Origin of the sequence: Paenibacillus sp. M2 (genome assembly GCF_046713495.1) — a bacterium.
Lineage (GTDB): Bacteria > Bacillota > Bacilli > Paenibacillales > Paenibacillaceae > Paenibacillus > Paenibacillus amylolyticus_B.
The window spans coordinates 4955916-4976776 of sequence record NZ_CP169648.1 but is presented as its reverse complement, the minus strand read 5'-3'; the positions used below and the strand labels follow the sequence as shown (position 1 = coordinate 4976776).

17 protein-coding genes are annotated in these 20861 nt (G+C 48.2%); 15 read left to right on the top strand and 2 right to left on the bottom strand.

What is annotated here, in order from left to right:
* The first annotated feature begins 146 nt into the window (after positions 1-146).
* The 3 genes from ACETMN_RS23005 to ACETMN_RS22995 all read left to right on the top strand — a co-directional run bounded on the left by ACETMN_RS23005 (position 147) and on the right by ACETMN_RS22995 (position 2577).
* Positions 147-584 (top strand): hypothetical protein, encoded by a 438-nt coding sequence (locus ACETMN_RS23005; protein ID WP_017687436.1) that lies wholly within the window; start codon positions 147-149, stop codon positions 582-584.
* A gap of 132 nt (positions 585-716) precedes the next feature.
* A complete protein-coding gene (locus tag ACETMN_RS23000; protein WP_091014289.1) occupies positions 717-1640 on the top strand; it encodes a selenium metabolism-associated LysR family transcriptional regulator in 924 nt (307 codons plus the stop codon).
* A 67-nt stretch (positions 1641-1707) separates the two neighbouring features.
* On the top strand, positions 1708-2577 hold the full coding sequence (locus tag ACETMN_RS22995) for a PHP domain-containing protein (protein ID WP_091014291.1): 870 nt from the start codon (positions 1708-1710) through the stop codon (positions 2575-2577).
* Positions 2578-2721: 144 nt separating this feature from the next.
* Here ACETMN_RS22995 and ACETMN_RS22990 read toward each other — a convergent pair whose 3' ends face one another.
* A complete protein-coding gene (locus ACETMN_RS22990) occupies positions 2722-3168 on the bottom strand; it encodes a GNAT family N-acetyltransferase (RefSeq protein ID WP_091014294.1) in 447 nt (148 codons plus the stop codon).
* Between the two features lie 231 nt (positions 3169-3399).
* A complete protein-coding gene (locus tag ACETMN_RS22985; RefSeq protein ID WP_091014296.1) occupies positions 3400-5172 on the bottom strand; it encodes an NFACT family protein in 1773 nt (590 codons plus the stop codon).
* Between the two features lie 357 nt (positions 5173-5529).
* Between ACETMN_RS22985 and ACETMN_RS22980 the strand changes: the two genes are divergently transcribed.
* From ACETMN_RS22980 to rsmB, 12 genes are all read left to right on the top strand, one after another.
* Entirely contained in the window at positions 5530-8388 is a 2859-nt protein-coding gene (locus ACETMN_RS22980) for a cation-translocating P-type ATPase (RefSeq protein WP_091014299.1), read from the top strand.
* A gap of 182 nt (positions 8389-8570) precedes the next feature.
* Positions 8571-9404, top strand: a complete 834-nt coding sequence (dapF, locus tag ACETMN_RS22975) for a diaminopimelate epimerase (RefSeq protein ID WP_036614947.1) — start codon at positions 8571-8573, stop codon at positions 9402-9404.
* 214 nt (positions 9405-9618) lie between these two features.
* On the top strand, positions 9619-11508 hold the full coding sequence (locus ACETMN_RS22970) for a bifunctional homocysteine S-methyltransferase/methylenetetrahydrofolate reductase (RefSeq protein WP_091014302.1): 1890 nt from the start codon (positions 9619-9621) through the stop codon (positions 11506-11508).
* A gap of 19 nt (positions 11509-11527) precedes the next feature.
* Positions 11528-12427, top strand: coding sequence for a YicC/YloC family endoribonuclease (locus ACETMN_RS22965; RefSeq protein WP_091014305.1), 900 nt, complete (start codon positions 11528-11530; stop codon positions 12425-12427).
* Between the two features lie 51 nt (positions 12428-12478).
* The gene (remA, locus tag ACETMN_RS22960) at positions 12479-12739 is read left to right on the top strand and encodes an extracellular matrix/biofilm regulator RemA (RefSeq protein ID WP_006209218.1); all 261 of its coding nucleotides are present in this window, start codon (positions 12479-12481) and stop codon (positions 12737-12739) included.
* Positions 12740-12752: 13 nt separating this feature from the next.
* On the top strand, positions 12753-13325 hold the full coding sequence (gene gmk / locus ACETMN_RS22955) for a guanylate kinase (protein ID WP_017687445.1): 573 nt from the start codon (positions 12753-12755) through the stop codon (positions 13323-13325).
* Positions 13326-13482: 157 nt separating this feature from the next.
* Complete coding sequence (gene rpoZ, locus ACETMN_RS22950) at positions 13483-13695, top strand: DNA-directed RNA polymerase subunit omega (protein WP_036614619.1); 213 nt, start codon at positions 13483-13485, stop codon at positions 13693-13695.
* Positions 13696-13834: 139 nt separating this feature from the next.
* Positions 13835-15070: a bifunctional phosphopantothenoylcysteine decarboxylase/phosphopantothenate--cysteine ligase CoaBC gene (gene coaBC, locus ACETMN_RS22945; RefSeq protein ID WP_091014307.1), complete on the top strand. Its 1236-nt coding sequence runs from the start codon at positions 13835-13837 to the stop codon at positions 15068-15070.
* 3 nt (positions 15071-15073) lie between these two features.
* Entirely contained in the window at positions 15074-17623 is a 2550-nt protein-coding gene (gene priA, locus ACETMN_RS22940; protein ID WP_091014309.1) for a primosomal protein N', read from the top strand.
* Between the two features lie 116 nt (positions 17624-17739).
* Complete coding sequence (gene def, locus ACETMN_RS22935; protein ID WP_017687449.1) at positions 17740-18228, top strand: peptide deformylase; 489 nt, start codon at positions 17740-17742, stop codon at positions 18226-18228.
* 12 nt (positions 18229-18240) lie between these two features.
* The gene (gene fmt, locus ACETMN_RS22930) at positions 18241-19194 is read left to right on the top strand and encodes a methionyl-tRNA formyltransferase (RefSeq protein WP_091014311.1); all 954 of its coding nucleotides are present in this window, start codon (positions 18241-18243) and stop codon (positions 19192-19194) included.
* Positions 19191-20669: a 16S rRNA (cytosine(967)-C(5))-methyltransferase RsmB gene (gene rsmB, locus ACETMN_RS22925; protein ID WP_411735186.1), complete on the top strand. Its 1479-nt coding sequence runs from the start codon at positions 19191-19193 to the stop codon at positions 20667-20669. The genes fmt and rsmB overlap by 4 nt, the downstream gene beginning before the upstream one ends.
* Positions 20670-20861: the final 192 nt, after the last annotated feature.

The window sequence follows — 20861 nt, the reverse complement described above, 5'->3', positions numbered from 1 at the left end:
CTTTGGGGTCGCTCTTTTCTTGAATTATACACAAATTGGCTATTGTGAAAAAAAGTTAAACTTACGCCTTGAGGTTGCGGGACTAATGTTGTAATATATTTGGTAATAAATAGATAGAAAGTCCTATCTGGTGGAGAGTGATTCCCATGCGTGATAAGGTGATGCAACGTTGGAGCACCTACGAGCCGTTTTTCGTGGCTCTTGGAGACAAGAAAGTGGCCGACATCGTCATTACCCATCATGCCAAGATGCGGTATGCAGACCGTATTGAGCCTGCACGTAGTGATGATGACCATATTGCGGCGTGGTTATGGGAGTGTCTGAAGCAGGACCGTATAACACCATACTACCGTAATGAACAGGACGTCTACCTGATTGATGAGGATCTGGTGGTGGTCGCCGAATTTTCCGAACTCGAAGGAGAATATGATATTGCGGGCAACCCGCTGCACAAAATGATTGTAGTTACGTTTCTGGGACGTATGTCGGAGACCATTGAATTAAGGGACCTGAAGTCATATTATTCATGGTTAAGACATTCAAGAAGAATGACGTTGGTCAAAAATAGCCGTAAGCATAAGTAAGCCTGAGTAGATTCAATATGTTGAAATCATAGATTCAAGTATTATCGCATGCAGACAAGCTGCATGCTTTTTTTGTTGCCAAGCGGGAAATCGGCTACAATGTAGAGAGTGTAATCGAAGAGGGGCGAAGATATGAATTTTCACCAATTGCATATTTTTTATACGGTAGCAGAGAAGGGGAGTTTCTCGGCTGCTGCACAAGCATTACATATGACTCAACCGGCAGTAACGATGCAGATTCAATCATTGGAGGACTATTTTGGGACAAAGTTACTGCATCGTTCCACCAAAAAAATAGAATTATCCGAGGCTGGCCGGACTTTATTACCTCATGCGAAACGGAGTGTAGAGCTGGTCAGACAGACGGACGAAGCGATGTCGGCGTTTACTCAGATGTTACAGGGCAGACTCCAGCTGGGAGCCAGCTTAACGATTGGGGAATATGTGCTTCCACGCATGCTCGGACCATTTGCACTTCAATATCCGGACATTTCAATTGTCATGAAAGTGATGAATACAACGCAAATTATGGATGATATATTGAAGCACCAGCTTAATTTTGGTCTGATTGAAGCACCAGTACACCACCCGGACATGATTGTGGAGCCTGTCATGCAGGACGAGCTGAAACTGATTGTACCTGCCGGACATGATTTGGCTAAGCGTAGCAAAGTGAATATTGAGGATGTAATGTATTATCCTTTTGTGCTGCGTGAGAAGGGCTCGGGTACTCGTCAGGTGATGGAAGACCAACTGCAAAAGAAAAAGATTGATCCACAGGATATGAATGTTGTGATGGAACTTGGCAGTACAGGAGCGGTAAAATCGGCCGTGGAGGCAGGGGTAGGTATTACGATGTTATCTCCTTCTTCGGTGCAGCATGAACTGGCTCTGGGACTTGTTCATATTGTGGATATCCGCGGACTCGAATTCAAAAGGCAGTTCTATGCCATCCATCTAAAATCGTCCTTGTTGCCCCTGTCAGCAGTCGCTTTCCTGAATTATCTGCGTCAGCAGGAGCAGCCTAAGTCGGTACATAAGACGGGGAAGGCATAATAGTTGGCAACATCAATGGTAGATAAGATTGAATCATAATCAATTTTAAACAAAGGAGCTGTTGATCATGGATCAGCGCCAAGGACGCTGTGATCTTCATACACATAGTCAGGCTTCCGATGGAATGCAGCCACCTGCTGATAATGTGAAGCTTGCCAAACAAAAAGGGCTATCTGCGGTTGCCCTAACGGACCATGATACAGTAGCTGGTGTAGCGGAAGCACAACAAGCGGGAAAAGAGTACGATATTGATGTTGTTGCCGGAGTGGAGATCAGCACTCGGGCTGGTGGGAAAGATATTCATGTGCTCGGGTATTATGTGAATACAGAGGATGAGCAGTTCCTGCAACGGTTGCGCGGATTACGAGAAGCTCGAGATGAGCGGAATCATCTGATTATCGCCAAGTTGCAAGAACTCGGGCTTGATATAAGCTGGCAGGAGGTACTGGATGAGCTGGGACGACCACTAGAGCCTGACGAGAGTATCGGCAGACCCCATATGGCTGATGTACTGGTGAAGAAGGGATATGCTGTCGACATGCGGGATGCATTCGATCGATATCTTGCTGAAGACAAGCCTGGCTTCGTGTCTGTACCCCGCGTTGCGCCGAAGGATGCGTGCGAGTGGATCAGAGCCGCAGGTGGAGCCGCTGTAATTGCCCATCCGGGTCTCTATAACAATGATGAATTGGTGCGACGTATTATCGAAGACTCTCATCCAGATGGCATTGAGGTGTTTCATTCGGACCATGGCCCGGAAGAGGAACGCAGGTATGGTAAGCTGGCCAAGGAATACGACCTCATTGAAACAGGTGGATCTGATTATCATGGCAAACGGCAAGGTGTTGTTTTCCACGGAGATCTGGGTAGCAAGACCGTGACGGTTGATGTGTTGGAAAGGCTGAAGGCAGCTGCTTCCCGGCAAAGGGGAGTATAATTTAGACAGGTTAACACTTTATCTGGCTTTGAGGGTTTTTCTGCTTATTGAGTACATTTTATATATTGTAGAAGTAAAGGACATGGAAACATGGTAAGGTTAGCCTTACCATGTTTCCATGTCCTTTTTCGTGTTAAAAAGAGTCTATGTAATGGAATAGTTTACCCAAGCGCCACGTGTAGCCCCGAGACGTTCGAATAATTGCTGTGCTCGCTCATTGGTCACTGCTGTGATCCAAGACATATATGCACATCCATGGTCACGTGTATATTGCTGACAGTGTGCAAATAATTTGGCTTCTGCTTCGCCTTCTCTGAATGTTTCCGTAACAAATAGATCATTCATGATGGCGACACGCTCTGCTTTCATCGTGCTATAAGTAAAGAACAGGGTGGAAAATCCGATAAGCTTCCCGTTCTCTTCTGCCACGAATTGAGCACCGATCTGCTGATTAAGCAGGTTGTTGATCAAAAGCTGGATGGATTGATCACCAGGCCAAGGGTTGTTGTAGAATCCCACCACATAGTCATACATTAATGCCATCAGGGGTTTCAGATCATCAGGTTGAGTTTCTCTGATATGTAGGGTCATGGTACACTCCTTTAACTACAATTTGTATTCATCATAATTGAATTATTATACATATAAATGAGTTAATATTCAATAAGGAAGATAAATAAGCTGAGCTTCACATATCATTCAAACAAGTAATGCAACCGCAAAAATCCCCAGAACCATTGATGGTCAGGGGATTTTGTTTCTGTCTTTGTTACTGTTACATCTATATAAGTGGAACTAATCTTTAGTTCAACTTATATAGCCTTATCCATTTTTAATCGTGGACGGCAGACTTTTGATCAATTCATCATTTGGCGTGACAAACAAGGTCTTCTGATGATCATAGATCACAAAACCTGGCTTCGCACCACTTGGTTTGCGTACATGACGGATAAACGTGTAATCCACAGGTACACTGCTTGACTCCTTGGCTTGGCTGAAATAGGCAGCAAGCTGGGCTGCTTCTTCCAATGTAGCTTCACCAAAGTCCGTACTGCGAATAACGACATGTGAACCAGGAATGTCTTTGGTATGCAACCAGGTGTCGTTGGAAGAAGCGAGACGGTTGGTCACGTATTCATTCTGCAGGTTGTTTTTGCCCACAAGAATATCAATCCCCTCGGAGGAGGTGAACTGGTGTACGGTCGGACGGTCGCTTTTCTTCTTCTTTTTACCCTTCTTGTTACGGTCACGAAGGTATCCCTGTTGCACAAGCTCATCCCGTATTTCCTCAATATCGTTCATGGATGCAATGGACAGCTGCTGCAACAGGTTATCGAGATAGTCAATCTCGTCTTTGGTTTTGCCAAGCTGCTCATGAATCACAGCCAGACTGTTCTTGTATTTGTTATAGCGCTTGAAATAACGTTGTGCGTTGTCAGACGGTGTGAGCAGTGGATCAAGCTGAATGGTAATGTTGGCTTGGTCTTCATCGTAGAAGTTCACAAGCTCCACGCTCTTGTCCCCTTTGTGGACCTGATGCAGGGAGGCAAACAGCAACTCGCCCCATAGTCTGAACTTGTCCGCATCGTCTGCTTCCAGCAGGTCCTTGTTCAGGTTGTCCAGCTTTTTGATGTTTTTGCTTCGCTCATTCTGCAGAAAACGGAGCAGATCACTTACTCTCTGTTTTACCGTGTCCCGTTCAGCCTTGTCTCCGTAGTAATCCTCCATGCACTTGCTCATCGTGTCATAGGTTTTCTCCAACTCCTGGATGCTCTGAAGATGAACGGCCGAGAAAATCATTTTGCCTTTGGCGTTTGTTCCGGTTACAGGCGTGTAGATATGATCTCTGACAGGTCCCATCACGGCTTCAAAAGCGTTCCACAGTGCACCAGCCTCAACTCGGCTCTCACCCTCCACCACAGCCTGAGTGCTCACTGTACCTTCAGCTGCAATTCCACGGGCAGCAATCTCTCCCGCAATTAACGGGCTAAGACCGCTAAAGGAGTTCACAAGCCAGCGTGATGCCTCTTCCTCAGCGGCATGATAGCTGTCCTCGAATGCTGTACGACTCACTTCGAGCGGATTACTTTTATGTTGCTCGGGTGGGGCAGTATAAGCGAATCCAGGCATGATTACCCGGTAGCTACTGATGGAAGGAGTCACATGATGAATGCCATCCAGAATCGTTTCTGTAACAGGATCAAGCAAAATAATATTACTGTGACGCCCCATCAATTCAATGATGATCCGTTTAACCGAAACATCCCCCAATTCGTCACGCTGGCGCACATTGATGTGGATAATACGTTCCATGCCAATCTGACGGATCTCCTCAATGATGGCACCTTCACAGTGCTTGCGGAGCAGCATGCAGAACATGGGTGCTTCCGTAGGGTTAAGGAATGTCTTTTCCGTAAAATGCACACGGGGATAGGTTGGGCTTGCCGAAACAAGCAATTTACTATTACCGCGCTGAGCACGTAGTGTGAGAACTACGTCATGACCATTCGGCTGATGGATTTTGCTGATACGTCCACCAATGCAGCCTTGCAGTTCATGAACAATGGCCCGTGTTACGATGCCGTCCAATGCCATTTTTTCCACTTCCTCTCTCTATCGAGCACCTGCATTTATCATGCCAAATGCTTCATCTATATAACTGAAACCGTGCAACCAGGTATGTAAAAAAACAAGGACTGGCTGCGGATTCTTCGTTGCTTGCCTGTTGAACGCTGGAATCGGTACTGCGCAGAACATCGCAGACTTTTATTTTAGCCTATTCTGTCCATCAGGGAAAGGATTCACCTTCCGGGTGCTAATCACAGACCTGTCCGAATACATATAGAGCAGGTAGTTTGTCCGGCATAGTGTACAGCCTGTCGACCAGCGCGCCGGTGAGTCATGTGAGCTTATTTTGCAGATGAAATACAGACTGGGAGGGAAACTTGAAGCATGGAACATACCAAGTGGCATCAACTTAGTGACGAAGAGCTTCGTAACACTCTTGGCGTCAGCCCGCAGGAAGGATTGACGGATGAAGCTGTAGCAGAGAAGAGGAAAGTGGTCGGTTCAAATGAGCTGAGCGAGGGGAAACGCATTTCTCCAATTACATTGCTCTTGAATCAGTTCAAGGATTTTATGGTGCTGGTGTTGATGGGAGCAACGTTGGTATCCGGATTGCTGGGTGAGTATCTGGATGCGGTAACGATTGTGGCTATTATCGTACTGAATGCGATTCTGGGGTTTGTACAGGAATTCCGGGCTGAACGATCTCTTCGTGCATTGAAACAGTTGTCTGCACCTCTTGCCAAAGTGCTTCGTTCAGGTCAGGAAGTACACCTTGCCGCCAAACAACTTGTACCCGGAGATATTGTCATGGTGGAGAGTGGGGACCGCATACCCGCTGATGTTCGCTGGCTGCAAACAAACAGTCTGGATGTTGAGGAGTCGGCCCTTACCGGAGAATCGGTTCCTGTAAGTAAACATTGCCTTCCGATTGCGGACGAGGACGTTCCGCTGGGTGATCAGAAGAATATTGGTTTTATGGGTACCATGGTCACTCGTGGCACAGCTAAAGGTGTGGTCATTCGTACTGGGATGGAGACGGAGATGGGCAAAATCGCCGATCTGATCCAAAATACGGAGGAGCAAGAAACACCGTTACAGCACAGGCTGGAACAATTGGGCAAAATTCTGATTTTTGTCGCATTGGGATTAACCATTATGGTTGTCGTCGCAGGGATATTGCACGGACAACCAGCCGTTGGCATGTTTCTGGCGGGGGTCAGCCTTGCGGTGGCGGCCATACCGGAGGGTCTGCCGGCTATTGTAACCATTGCACTCGCACTAGGCGTGCAGCGTATGATCAAACGTAAAGCCATTGTACGCAAACTGCCTTCCGTCGAAACTCTGGGCTGTGCATCCGTAATCTGTTCGGATAAGACAGGCACGCTCACTCAGAACAAGATGACGGTAACGGATGTATGGCTGGAGGGACGCAGCATCAAGGTTACCGGGGATGGTTATGCACCTGAAGGACAGATGCTGGAGAACGGTCGAACGGTAGAACTGAAGAGTGACCAGTCGCTACGCAGAATGCTCCAGATCAGCGCGCTTTGCAACAATGCCAGTATTGTCGAGAGTGTTGCAAGCGAGGTGGGGAGCAAGAAAAAGGGCAAGGATACCAAAAAGGACGGCAAGAAAAACACAAAAAAAGGTGATCTCCAAGAAGAAACCGTTCAACGAGACAATGTATTCTGGGAGCTGAAAGGGGATCCGACGGAAGGGGCACTGGTCACACTGGCCTCCAAAATGGGGCTTACTCCTGCCGGACTCAAAGAGTTGTATGCCCGCCAGCAGGAATTCCCGTTTGATTCGGAGCGAAAACGCATGTCGGTTCTGGTTCATCATCAGGGGGGCCGAATGATCTACACCAAAGGTGCACCAGATGTGTTAATCGGACACTGTAGTTATATTTTGTGGGAAGGTAAGGTCGTGCCTTTCACTGGAACGCTGCGGCAGAAAGTGATGGCAGCCAACGAGAGCATGGCTGGAGCAGCACTGCGTGTCCTCGGAATGGCCTACCGTGAAGTGCGGCCGGAAGAAAAAGTGGCTGACGAACACGCCGCCGAGAGTCAGCTTGTCTTCGTAGGACTTGCAGGTATGATTGATCCGCCGCGTCGTGAAGTGCGAGATGCGATTGCCACATGCCGCAAGGCGGGGATACGAACGGTCATGATCACAGGTGACCATGGAACAACGGCAGAAGCCATTGCTCATCAACTCGGGATTCTTCCACGTGGAGGTGCCTCCTTAAGTGGTCAACAACTGGCAGGCATGACAGACGAGCAACTGGATAAACAGGTAGAGGGCATATACGTGTTCTCCAGGGTATCTCCTGAACATAAGCTTCGCATCGTGAAGTCATTGCAGCGCAAAGGGCATGTCGTTGCCATGACGGGTGATGGAGTCAATGATGCTCCAGCCATTAAAGCAGCAGACATCGGGATCGCGATGGGCATTACGGGTACAGATGTCACGAAGGAAGCTTCGGCGCTGATTCTGAGTGATGATAACTTCTCAACGATCGTGGCTGCCATTGAAGAAGGCCGTAATATTTATGAGAACATTCGCAAGTTTATTCGTTATTTGCTGGCATCAAACGTGGGTGAGATTTTGACAATGTTCTTTGCGATGATGATGGGCTTGCCGCTACCACTTGTACCTATTCAGATTCTGTGGGTTAACCTCGTAACAGATGGTTTGCCTGCAATGGCGCTCGGGGTAGATCAGCCTGAGAAAGATTTGATGGAACACAAACCCCGTGGCGCCAAGGAAAACATTTTTGCCCGCAGACTGGGTTGGAAAATCGTCAGCCGGGGTGTATTGATTGGATTATGTACACTCGGAGCGTTCTGGCTTACCCTTCAGGCTGCACCGGATAATCCGGGGCAACTGATCAAGGCACAGTCTGTGGCATTCGCGACACTCGTTTTGGCGCAGCTCATTCATGTCTTTGATTGCCGTAGTTCGCGGTCCATTTTCCACCGGAATCCTTTACAGAACAAATATCTGGTTCTTGCAGTGATTTCATCGGTTGTACTGATGCTGGTTGTCATGTACGTTGAACCGTTGCAGCCGATCTTCAAAACTGTACCTCTGGGATTGCGTGAATGGGCGATTTGTATCGTTGCTGCGGGCATTCCAACGTTCCTTATGGGCGCAGGCAGCGTGTGGGGTGGCCGTCGTAACCGCCGTCGTATGGGTGGTTCTGGCCGCTTCGTACCGAAAAGTACAAAGTTTTCGGCATAAAATCAATACCTTTTCCTGGCCTATTTCGTTATGCTATCCTCAAAATGATTCAAAGCGGCAGCTTTGGCATTTTGCTGGATAGCTTTTTTGTGTAAATGCTGAATATGAATTTCTATGGTAATCCTGTAGAAGAGCAAGAATATAGCTTTGGCAGCAGACTGCCAAAAGGAGTGGGCAAGATTATGGAATTTACGAAAATGCATGGACTTGGTAACGATTTTATCGTTGTATTTGGTGAAAAGGAGCTTCCGGCAGATGCAGCAGAATTGGCTGTAAAATGGTGCAACCGTTTCTTCGGCATCGGTGCGGACGGCCTGGTTTATATACTGCCTTCGGAGAAGGCGGACTTTCAGATGCGCATCATGAATTCGGACGGTTCGGAAGCAGAGCAGTGCGGTAATGCCATTCGCTGTGTATCCAAATATGTATACGATCATGGTCACGTGAACCAGGAGCAGATCACCATTGAAACGATTGGTGCTGGGGTACAACCTGTGAGCCTCAACATTCGTGATGGTAAAGTGGAAACGGTACGTGTCGACATGGGTGAGCCGATCCTGAACGGTCTTCAAGTGCCTACAACGGTGGATGCCAACCCAGTGGTTGATCACTACATTGAAGCGAATGGACATGCGTTTAAATTCACTGCCGTATCCATGGGTAACCCGCATGCGGTTATCTATGTAGATGATGCTGTTAATTTTGATCTCACAACTTGGGGCCCACTTCTTGAAGTGCATCCGATGTTTCCAAAAAAAATCAATGTGGAATTCGCCACAGTTCGTGACCGTGGATATGTGGACATGCGTGTATGGGAACGCGGAGCGGGTCCAACACTTGCTTGTGGAACCGGAGCTTGTGCGACACTGGTATCCTCTGTCCTGAATGGACATACAGATCGTACAGCAGTCATCAGCCTCAAGGGTGGGGATCTCCACATTGAGTGGAATGAAGCTGACAATCATGTGTACATGACTGGACCTGCTGAAGTTGTTTTTAAGGGAATCACTTCATAAAAAGTGGAAGGTTTAACCAAAGGGGCCTGCGGGCCTCTTTTTTTGTCAAAAAGGACAGGTCGTGTCTCCTGTACAGAGACATATTGGGGGCTGTATGGCAAGAAAGTCCATATGAGCTGGATACTCATCAAAAACCTGTGTTTTTCTTCGTTTTTTAGCGTTTTTTGTGTTACATTAGTATGTAAATGATCACAGCTAGGCGGGGGGAAATGGGATGAAGGCGGATTTGCGCAAAGTTATGCAGGAACGGGTTCTCGTTGGAGATGGGGCCATGGGAACATTTCTGTACCAAATGGGGTTCCCGGTGGGGATTTCATATGAAGAATTAAACTTGATTTCACCTGAAGTGGTGGCGGATGTACATCGCCGTTATCGGGATGCAGGTACAGAAATATTTGAAACAAATACGTATTCTGCCAATTACGACAAGTTATCCAAGTTCGGTCTGGAGTCCAAGGTGGAGGACGTGAACCGTGCCGGCGTACGCATTGCCAAAGGGGTAGCTGGAGATACCGGTTATGTGCTTGGTGCAGTTGGTTCCATTCGAGGTGGCAAGCGGACGAACGTGTCGACGAGTGAACTGAAACGCTTTTATCAACAACAGATCTCTGCACTGCTAGATGAAGGCGTGGATGGCATTTTGCTTGAGACCTTCTATGATATAGAAGAGATGGATATTGCCCTTTTGCAAGCGCGCAAGCTGAGTGATTTGCCTGTAATTGGACAGTTCGCTGTAGAGGATGTAGGACATACACTGGACGGATATACGATGCCTGAAGCCTTCCGGATTATGCGGGAGCAGGGCGCGGATGTCATTGGTTTTAACTGTCGCTCAGGTCCAAACGGGATTATGCGTGCCATGGAAACCGTCTCGGGACGAATTGGTATTCCAATGTCCGTCTACCCGAATGCGGGTGCAGCAGATTATGTAGATGGTGAGTTCCGTTATGGTGCAACTCCGGAGTACTTTGGTCAGACGGCAGTGCAATTTGCCGAACTGGGCGCTCGTATTATCGGCGGTTGCTGTGGTACGACACCTGATCATATTACCGCTATGAAAGAGGCGCTTGCTGACTATATACCTTCGCCTATTTTGGAGCCTGATCCGTCAGAATCCAAACCGCGTATTGTGCTGCATGAACATGTGGATGAGCGTTCCGGACGTGGAGGTCAGCCTACGATTGTCGATCTGGTCAAGCAGCGTCATACGGTCATTGTTGAACTTGACCCGCCGCGTGACTTGGACATTGCCAAGTTCATGAAAGGTGCCGAGACTCTGAAAGCAGCAGGAGCAGATGCCCTGACACTGGCCGATAATTCACTCGCGGTTACACGGATGAGCAACATGGCGCTGGGTCACCTCGTGCAGGATCGCACGGGTCTCCGTCCATTGGTGCATATTGCCTGCCGTGACCGGAATCTGATTGGAACGCAGTCACACATGATGGGGTTTGATGCTCTGGGGATTAATCATGTACTGGCTGTAACAGGAGATCCAGCAAGGTTTGGAGATCTGCCGGGTTCAAGCTCGGTGTACGATCTGACTTCTTTTGAAATCATCCGCATGATCAAACAGTTGAACGATGGTGTGGCTTTCTCAGGTAAACCGCTGAAGCAGAAAGCTGGCTTTGTCATTGGAGCAGCATTTAATCCTAATGTGAAATATTTGGAGAAAGCTGTACAACGTCTGGAGAAGAAAATTGCCTCTGGCGCTGATTACATCATGACACAACCGATCTATGATCCTGAGTTGATTGTAGCAATGCACGAAGCGACCAAACATCTGGATGTACCCATTTTTATAGGTGTAATGCCGCTGGCGAGTGGACGGAATGCAGAGTATCTGCACAACGAGGTTCCCGGAATTCAGCTTTCGGATGAAGTGCGTTCCCGTATGGCAGGTCTGGAAGGCGAAGAGGGCCGTGCGATGGGGGTAAAAATTGCCAAAGAATTGCTGGACGTAGCAACAGCGCATTTCAAAGGGATCTATCTTATGACACCGTTTATGTTCTACGGCATGACGGCCGAACTGACTCAATACGTATGGGAGAAGTCGGAGCATCAATGTCCTACTTGTTTCAACCCAAATAATCAATTACAATAGTAAAACGGATGTGATGCCGATGTCATTCAGTATGACCGGATACGGTCAATCCGCCTTTCATTTTGGCGGCTATAAGGTACAATTAGAGATCAAATCTGTTAATCATCGTTATTGCGAAGTGATGATGCGTCTGCCAAGAGAGTGGACGTATTATGAAGACGGTTTGAGGAAGATCGTACAGAGTCGTTTGAAACGTGGGCGGATTGATGTTTATGTAATGAAAGAAAAAGAGGAAGACCAGGCTCTTCCCGCTGTTCTGAATGAACAGACGGTCAGGGCCTATCTGCAGGCTGCAGAGCAACTGGAGACCCAATATGGAATGCAAGGCAAACCAAGTATTGTGGATATGCTTGGGCTGCCGGACGTCATGGTTCATTCGGATGGGACAAGTTCCATTTCCGAAGAGCAGAAGGACGAATGGGAGCGAGTTCTGCAGGAAGGATTGAAAGAGGCTCTGTCCAGCCTTGAACAGATGCGCGCTCGCGAGGGTCTTCATCTGGCCAGTGATCTGGAACGGCGGATTACCCGTCTGGAGTCACTGCATACCGAGATGCTTGATCTTGCACCGACTGTGGTAAGTGATTACCGCAACAAGCTAAGACAGAGGCTTACGGAAATGCAGGAAGAAGGCTCTTTCCCTTTTGATGAGCATAAATTGGGTATGGAAATTGCAATGTTTGCCGATCGTTCTAACATAGAAGAGGAGCTTACGCGTCTACAGAGTCACTTTGGACAGAGCAGGGAACTGCTGAAGAGTGATGAGCCCGTAGGTCGTAAGTTGGACTTTCTAATTCAAGAGATGAATCGGGAAGTCAATACGATTGGATCAAAAGCCAACCATTTGGCTCTGGTGAATCGTGTTGTCGAGATGAAGGCAGAGCTGGAGAAGATTCGTGAGCAAGCTGCGAATATCGAATGAACGGCCACATTTCGGCAAAAGAGTCGCATGTATAGGGGGAAGAACCTGATTATGGCAATCAAACTCATTAACATTGGATTCGGTAACATCGTATCGGCGAACCGGATTATATCCATCGTGAGTCCGGAATCGGCGCCGATCAAGAGAATTATACAAGAGGCAAGAGATCGTCACATGCTGATTGATGCAACGTACGGAAGACGTACTCGTGCCGTAATTATTACGGATAGCGATCATGTCATTTTGTCTGCAGTTCAGCCTGAGACGGTCGCCCATCGTCTTTCTTCGAAAGATGATGATAACGACGAATAAAATGGAGTGTAATATGTCTAAGGGATTACTGGTAGTGTTGTCCGGCCCATCTGGGGTCGGGAAGGGTACTGTATGCAGCGCTTTGCGCAAACGGGTGCCGGAATTGATCTATTCCGTATCGGCGACAACCCGTCAGCCTCGTCTTGGTGAAGAACATGGTGTGAACTATTTCTTCAGAAGTCATGAAGAGTTCCAGAACATGATTGCTGAAGATCAATTGTTGGAACATGCGGAGTATGTTGGTAATTATTACGGAACACCGCGTGATTTTGTAGAGAAAACGATTAACGAAGGCCGCGACATCATTCTGGAGATTGAGGTTCAAGGCGCGTTAAAAGTGAAAGAGAAATTCCCGGAAGGGATCTTTGTTTTCCTGCTTCCTCCTTCATTGGACGAGCTGAAAGATCGCATTCAGGGCCGTGGTACCGAAAGCCAAGCGACCATTGATCACCGGATGTCCGTGGCGGTTGATGAGATCAGTCTGCTGGAGCAGTATGATTACGCTGTTGTGAATGATGAAATTGATTTGGCGTGCAAGAGAATAGAAAGCATCATAATCGCCGAACATTGTAAGATCAATAAATAATCCCTTTTGCCGCTGCAGAATGCGATATAAGTGGGGCAGTTGTCATATCATATACTGAAGCACTCCTTCTCGGAATGCCCGGGTGTGAAGACATGCCACATCAGTTCTGTCAGGCGGCAACTTGCGATTATACTAATGCGAAGAGGTGTTTGTTAATATGCTGTATCCTTCTATTGATGAAATGATGAACAAAGTCGACAGCAAGTATTCCCTTGTTGTTGCTGCTTCCCGCCGGGCTAGACAGCTACGTGAAGGTGAAAAAACGGATTTAAGAGGTGCGAGATCCCATAAACAAGTTGGTGTTGCACTGGAAGAAATCTATGGAGACCTGCTCGTTGTCATCAAAGGACAGGACGAAGAAGAAGAGTAAGCCGCCTGCGGCTGCTCTTCAACTGCATACGGCGCAAGCCGGATTAATTGACAACCGCGAGGTTGTTATTTTTTTACGAATAAGCATATTTCAATGAACTCATTGTTTAGACGTCGTATAAATATCGGGGGAAATAAACATGTTGAACGGTAAAAAAATCGTGCTTGGTGTGACAGGCGGCATAGCCGCATACAAAGCAGCAACATTATGCAGCAGACTGGTGCAAAAGGGTGCGGATGTTCATGTCATTATGACAGCTTCCGCTACACAGTTTATTACCGAATTGACGCTGCAAACGTTAACCCGAAACACCGTATATACCGATACATTTGATGAGCGTGAACCAGCAGTCGTATCTCATATTCATCTGGCCGATCTGGCTGATCTTGTTCTGGTTGCCCCGGCTACAGCCAATGTGATTGCCAAGATGGCACATGGCATGGCAGATGATATGCTCTCAACAACTCTTCTTGCGACGACAGCCCCTGTCATGATTGCTCCAGCGATGAATGTACATATGTATGATCATCCAGCTGTAAAGCATAATATGAACCTGCTTGTTGAACGGGGCGCCATGATGATCGAACCAGGTGAAGGTCTGCTTGCGTGTGGATATGTGGGCAAGGGACGTCTGGAAGAACCGGAGAGCATTGTGGATGTGGTGGAACGTTTCTTTGAACAGCGCGAGTCTGCAGACATTAGCCGGCAGGGACAAGCTCCATTGTTACATGGCAAGAAGGTTGTTGTTACGGCTGGAGGTACGATTGAGCGCATTGACCCAGTACGATACATTACGAATGATTCATCTGGCAAAATGGGATTTGCCATAGCCACAGCTGCGCGTGATCTGGGGGCAGATGTGAAATTGGTTATGGGCAGTACCCAAGCCAAGCCACCGGAGAACGTTGAGTTGATCCCTGTACAGTCTGCACAGGATATGTATGAAGCCGTAACACGCGAATGGGACGATGCTGATATCGTGGTTAAGGCGGCGGCAGTTGCCGATTATCGTCCAAAGGAAGTTTACACCGAGAAGATCAAGAAGAAAGGCGACACGCTGTCGCTAGAACTTGTTAAAAATATAGATATTCTTGAAACGCTGGGCCAACAGAAAACCCATCAGTTTTTGATTGGTTTTGCTGCGGAGACTCAGTCCGTTGAGATGTATGCACGTGAGAAATTGGAACGGAAAAACTGTGATCTGATCGTAGCCAATGATGTAACCCGCACGGGTGCAGGATTTGGAACAGACACCAACGCGGTACATATCTATGACCGGGAAGGTTTGGTGGAGGAGCTTCAAGTGATGGCCAAGGACGATGTGGCTCATCGGTTGCTCCGGATTGCGGCGGAGCGCATTGCCGGGAGGAATTAGGATATGGAGATTGCCAAGGTCATAGTCGATGTTCCCGTGAAGGAAACAGACCGGCCGTTTGATTACCTGGTACCTGAATCGATGAGGGAATGGATCGAGATTGGCAGCCGGGTGGGTGTACCTTTTGGTCATCGGACGGTACAGGGATTCGTGATTGATCTTGTGCCGCGTACCGGAGAGGAAACATTCAAGCTTAAGCAGATTCAGGAGTTGCTGGACATTGTTCCCCCATTGTCAAAGGATTTGGTTGAGTTGGCCGAATGGATGAGTAGACGTTATGCCAGTAACCGGATTTTGTCATTGCAGGTCATGGTGCCGACGGCATTGAAAGGGAAAGCAGAGCGATACATCTCGCTGGGAGATGCACTTGATGGACAGATGGCGGGTGCACAACCGGATGATGAGGTGTTATTTGTTTGGGGAGAAGAGTCTACAACCGAGAAAGTACAGCAGGATATCATCCGTTTTGTCAAAAGTCGGGGGCAGGTACCGCTACAACAACTGAGTCGAAAATATCCCAATCATGCTGCACTAATTAAGAAATTATTGCTTGGTGGCGTGCTGCTGGAAAGTCAGGCCATCAAGGACAAGTTAAATAAAAAAACGATGAAGTCCGTTGATCTGGCTGTAGATATTGCTGCTGCTCAGGAAGCACTTGCTTCATTCCCGGCGAAAGCACAGCGGCAGAAGGAGATTCTGGCTTTTTTGCTGGAAATGAAAGAACTGCTGCCCATGCCGATGAAAGAAGTGTTATCCACACTGCAGGTATCGGCCGCAACCATTAAAGGGCTTGAGGAAAAGGGATTAATCGTCACCGAGGATGTTGAGGTCTTCCGTGACCCTTATCAGGGCAGGACGTTCAAAGCGACTGAACCGCTGGTTCTGACCGATGAACAAAAACTTGTCTACGACAATATCAATGGCCGATTGCAGGAACAACGCCATGGGGTGTTTTTGTTACATGGTGTTACAGGAAGTGGCAAGACGGAAGTCTATCTTCAAACCATTCAACAATGCATCGAGCAGGATCGGCAAGCTATCGTTCTGGTGCCCGAGATTGCACTCACACCACAGATGGTAGAACGTTTTAAAGGGCGATTCGGCGACCAGGTTGCTGTTATGCACAGTCGTCTGTCTGGTGGTGAACGTTATGATGAATGGCGCAAGATTCGTGAGGGTCAGGTGAAGGTTGCGATTGGGGCGCGTTCAGCTGTATTTGCTCCGTTCAGTCGGCTTGGGTTGATCATTATGGATGAGGAACACGAGACTTCCTACAAACAGGAGGAAACTCCGAAATATCATGCCCGTGATGTAGCCGTAAAAAGAGCACAGCAGCACCAGGCCGTGGTTGTTCTGGGTTCAGCGACACCTTCGCTGGAAAGTTATTACGCGGCACGCTCGCAGAGTAATGATGATTTTGCACCACTCTTACTGGAGATGCCAACACGGGCACTGGGTAACAAGTTACCTGAAGTGCGGATCGTTGATATGCGTGAAGAGTTGAAGGATGGCAATCGCTCCATGTTCAGCAGGGCTTTACACAAAGGGTTGGAGGAGCGCTTGGAGCGTGGTGAACAGACGGTGCTTCTGCTGAATCGCCGTGGATATTCGACCTTTGTTATGTGCCGAAGTTGTGGATATGTGGCAGGTTGTCCCGAATGTGATATTTCATTAACATATCATCAGCGCTCGAATAATCTCCGTTGTCATTACTGCGGGTATGCGGAAGCGGCTCCGGAAGTGTGTCCGGATTGTGGAAGCGAGCACATTCGATACTTTGGTACAGGTACACAGCGAGTCGAGGAAGAACTTGCCAAGCTCTTCCCGGGTATTCGGGTCATTCGGATGGATGTGGATACAACAACGGAAAAAGGGGCGCACGAGAAGCTGCTGAAACAGTTTCGTGAGAAAAAGGCGGATGTATTGCTGGGAACCCAGATGGTTGCGAAGGGACTTGATTTCCCGGATGTAACCCTGGTTGGCGTGATAACAGCGGATTCAGCATTGAATTTACCTGATTTCCGTGCTGCGGAAAAAACGTTTCAGTTATTAACACAGGTAGCTGGCCGAGCTGGTCGGCACCAATTGCCTGGTGAAGTGTTTGTTCAGTCCTATACGCCGGAACACTACTCCATTGGCCATGCGAGTCAGCATGACTACGTGTCGTTTGTACGTGAGGAATTGCTGCACCGTCGCAATTTGCAATATCCGCCTTACTGTCGCCTGATTCTGGTGACCTTTTCGCATGAGCAGCTTCCGGTATTGATTCGTCTTGCCGAGAACTACACGCGAATACTAAAAGAGAAGGCTAATGCAGCCGGATGGCTCGGCAGTCTGGATCGATTCAGCAATGATGCCTTTGATGTACTAGGGCCGGTAGCGTCTCCGATTCCTCGGATCAAGAATAGATACAGATTCCAATGTATGATAAAATGGCGGGGGGATGTAGACGCCATAGGACTCGCTCTGGCAACGGCCCGGCGCATGGATGATGATGTTCAGGCGCAGAAATTGCTTATTAGTCTGGATGTAGACCCGCAGATGTTAATGTAAGCATTTTGCAGCAATGCGGATGTAAACAAGCGGTATAAACATAGATTAAAATGAATACCCCAAAAATACAGATATCGTCCTGAAATTATGATGAGGATTAGGAAGGTGCTTACAACATGTCGATTCGCATTATCGTGCAAGAGCCAGATGAAGTGCTCCACAAGAGAGCCAAAGAAGTAACCAAAATTACACCAAACGTACAAAAATTGCTGGATGATATGGCTGATACCATGTACGATGCGGAAGGTGTAGGTCTTGCTGCGCCGCAGGTTGGTATTTTGAAACGTCTGATTGTTATCGACGCAGGTGATGAGCAAGGGCTGATCAAGATGATTAACCCGGAGATCATTGCAAGTGAGGGAGAGCAATTCGGACCTGAAGGTTGTCTGAGTATCCCTGGAATTAATGGTGATGTTCGCCGTTTCGAGACCGTTACGGTTAAAGGTCTGGATCGTGAAGGCAAAGAGCTGATCATTACGGGTAGTGGCTTGCTGTCCCGTGCATTCCAGCATGAGATTGATCATCTGGATGGCGTACTCTTTACGGATGTCGCCGAGAAAGTGTATGAAATTGCAGCCGATCAAACGGGACCGCGTCGTAATTAAGGAGTGATCGATTTGAATATTGTTTTTATGGGAACACCTGAATTTGCAGTTCCTTCTCTCGATATGCTGATTGCAGAGGGGTACAATGTGGTGGGTGTGGTGACTCAGCCTGATAAACCACAGGGACGCAAAAAAGTACTTACGCCAACACCGGTTAAGGCCGCGGCAGAACGCCATGGTCTGCCGGTGTTTCAACCTGTTAAATTGCGTGATCCGGAAGCCGTAGCCCGCTTGGCTGAATGGAAGCCGGATCTGATCGTGACCGCGGCTTTTGGACAGATTCTGCCCAAAGCCGTGCTGGATATGCCTCTTCGTGGTTGTGTGAACGTGCATGGATCTCTTTTGCCGAAATATCGCGGAGGAGCCCCGATCCAACGTTCCATTATTAACGGGGAATCCGTGACAGGAGTCACATTGATGTATATGGCTGAAGGCCTGGACACCGGAGATATGATCTCGCGTGTGGAACTGCCAATTACGGATGAAGATACATCAGGATCGATGTTTGATAAATTAAGTGAGGCTGGTTCCAAACTGCTTCAGGCAGAAATGCCACGATTGATTGCAGGCGAGACAACGGCGGTCCCCCAGGATGATGCTGAGGCTTCGTATGCTCGTAATCTGACTCGGGATGACGAGAAAATGGACTGGAGTCGTACTTCACGCGAACTGTTCAATCAGATTCGTGGTCTTGTGCCGTTCTCCGGTGCATTTACGATGTGGGATGATCAGGTCTTTAAAATTTGGGCTGCGGCTAATCCCAATCAGGTGGACCTGGCGACTTCTTCGGATGCTGGACAAGCAGAGCCGGGAACGGTGCTGCAATTAAACAAGGCAGGGATTGAAGTCCGCACAGGAAATGGGTCTCTCTGGTTGACTGAAGTGCAGCCTGCAGGCAAAAAGGTGATGCAGGCCGCTGACTTTGCTCGCGGGGGTACACTGAAACCTGGAACGGTGCTGCGATGAGCGGTAACATACCAGGTCGTTCGTCAGGAAAAGGCCAGAAAGCTAATGGAAATTCATCCGGACGTGAAGGAAACCGTCGTCCGAATTCGGGGAAATCGGGTGGTGCATCTCGCTCCCAGCAACCCAAAACATCTGCTCGTACATTGGCAGTCAAGGTTCTGAGTGCTGTTGAGCAAGATGGAGCATACAGTAATCTGGAGTTGAACCGCCGTCTGAAAGAGGCGGATTTAAGCCCGGCAGATGCTGGACTAGCTACCGAATTGGTGTATGGAACAATCGCCAGATTAAATACACTTGATTATTTTCTGGAACGTTACGTCGCCAAAGGAGTATGCAAACTGCAACCATGGGTTCGTAGCCTGCTGCGAATCAGCGTATATCAGATGATATACCTGGATCGTATTCCGGAGCATGCCGTGGTGAGCGAAGCGGTTAATCTGGCGAAGAAACTGGGCCATCAGGGAATCTCGGGTATGGTGAATGGAGTGCTCCGCAATATGATCCGCAATCGGGATGAACTTCGTATTCCAGAACATCTGCCCGTTGCCGAACGTATTTCACTGGAGCATTCCCACCCGTTATGGATGGTTGAACGCTGGATTGCCCAGTACGGCGAAGAGACGGCGGAAGCGATCTGTCGTGCGAATAATGAGCCGCCAGCGGTGAGTGTCCGGGTCAACACAACAATGACCACACGGGAGAAACTGATGCATGAGATGACTAGTACAGGTGCAATCGTTGAAGCTTCTCAGCTGAGTTCCGATGGAATTCTTGTACGTAGTGGCGGAAACATGGCTCTAACGTCCTGGTATCGGGACGGGTTGTTCTCTGTACAGGACGAAAGTTCCATGCTTGTCGCTGAAGCAGTTGCGCCAGAGGTAGACCAACTTGTATTGGATTGCTGCGCAGCTCCAGGTGGTAAAACAGCTCACATGGCGGAGAAAATGCAGGATCGCGGTCGTATTGTCGCGAATGATGTACATGTTCATAAGCGCCAGTTGATCCTGGATCAGGCGGAGCGTCTCGGTCTGAGCTGCATCGATGCTGTAACTGGAGATGCTCTTGATCTGAACGAGCGGTATCCGGAAGCGTCGTTTGACCGCATTTTGCTGGATGCACCATGTTCAGGTCTGGGTGTTATTCGCCGCAAGCCTGATGTGAAATGGACCAAAACCGTAAAAGATATCGGAGATATCGCAGGCTTGCAACGTGAATTGCTTGATCAGGTTGCGCCGTTGTTAAAACCAGGTGGTATTCTGGTGTATAGCACGTGTACGATTGAGCCTGCTGAGAATGAGGATATGGTTGCAGATTTCTTGAATCGACATCCGGAATATAGTCCAGCAGAAACATCCGTCTGGTCTGAATCGGAGACAGCGAACTTGAAGGTTGTGAACGGTGGTATTCAGATTTTGCCACAATACGCTCACAGTGACGGATTTTTCATCGCACGGTTGACAAAAACAGTGGAATAACAGTTTAATAGAGCACGGAAGTATGACCGCCGAGGGGAACTTCGGCGGATTTCTTTGTGATGAGACTTCGATATAATTGTCAGAGAATGTGATGACAGGGTGCGACGGCGGCATTGAGATGTTATAATGCATGAAGTACAGATATCAAGGGTATACATGGATGTAACGTGGTCTTTGTGATAGAATAGGACG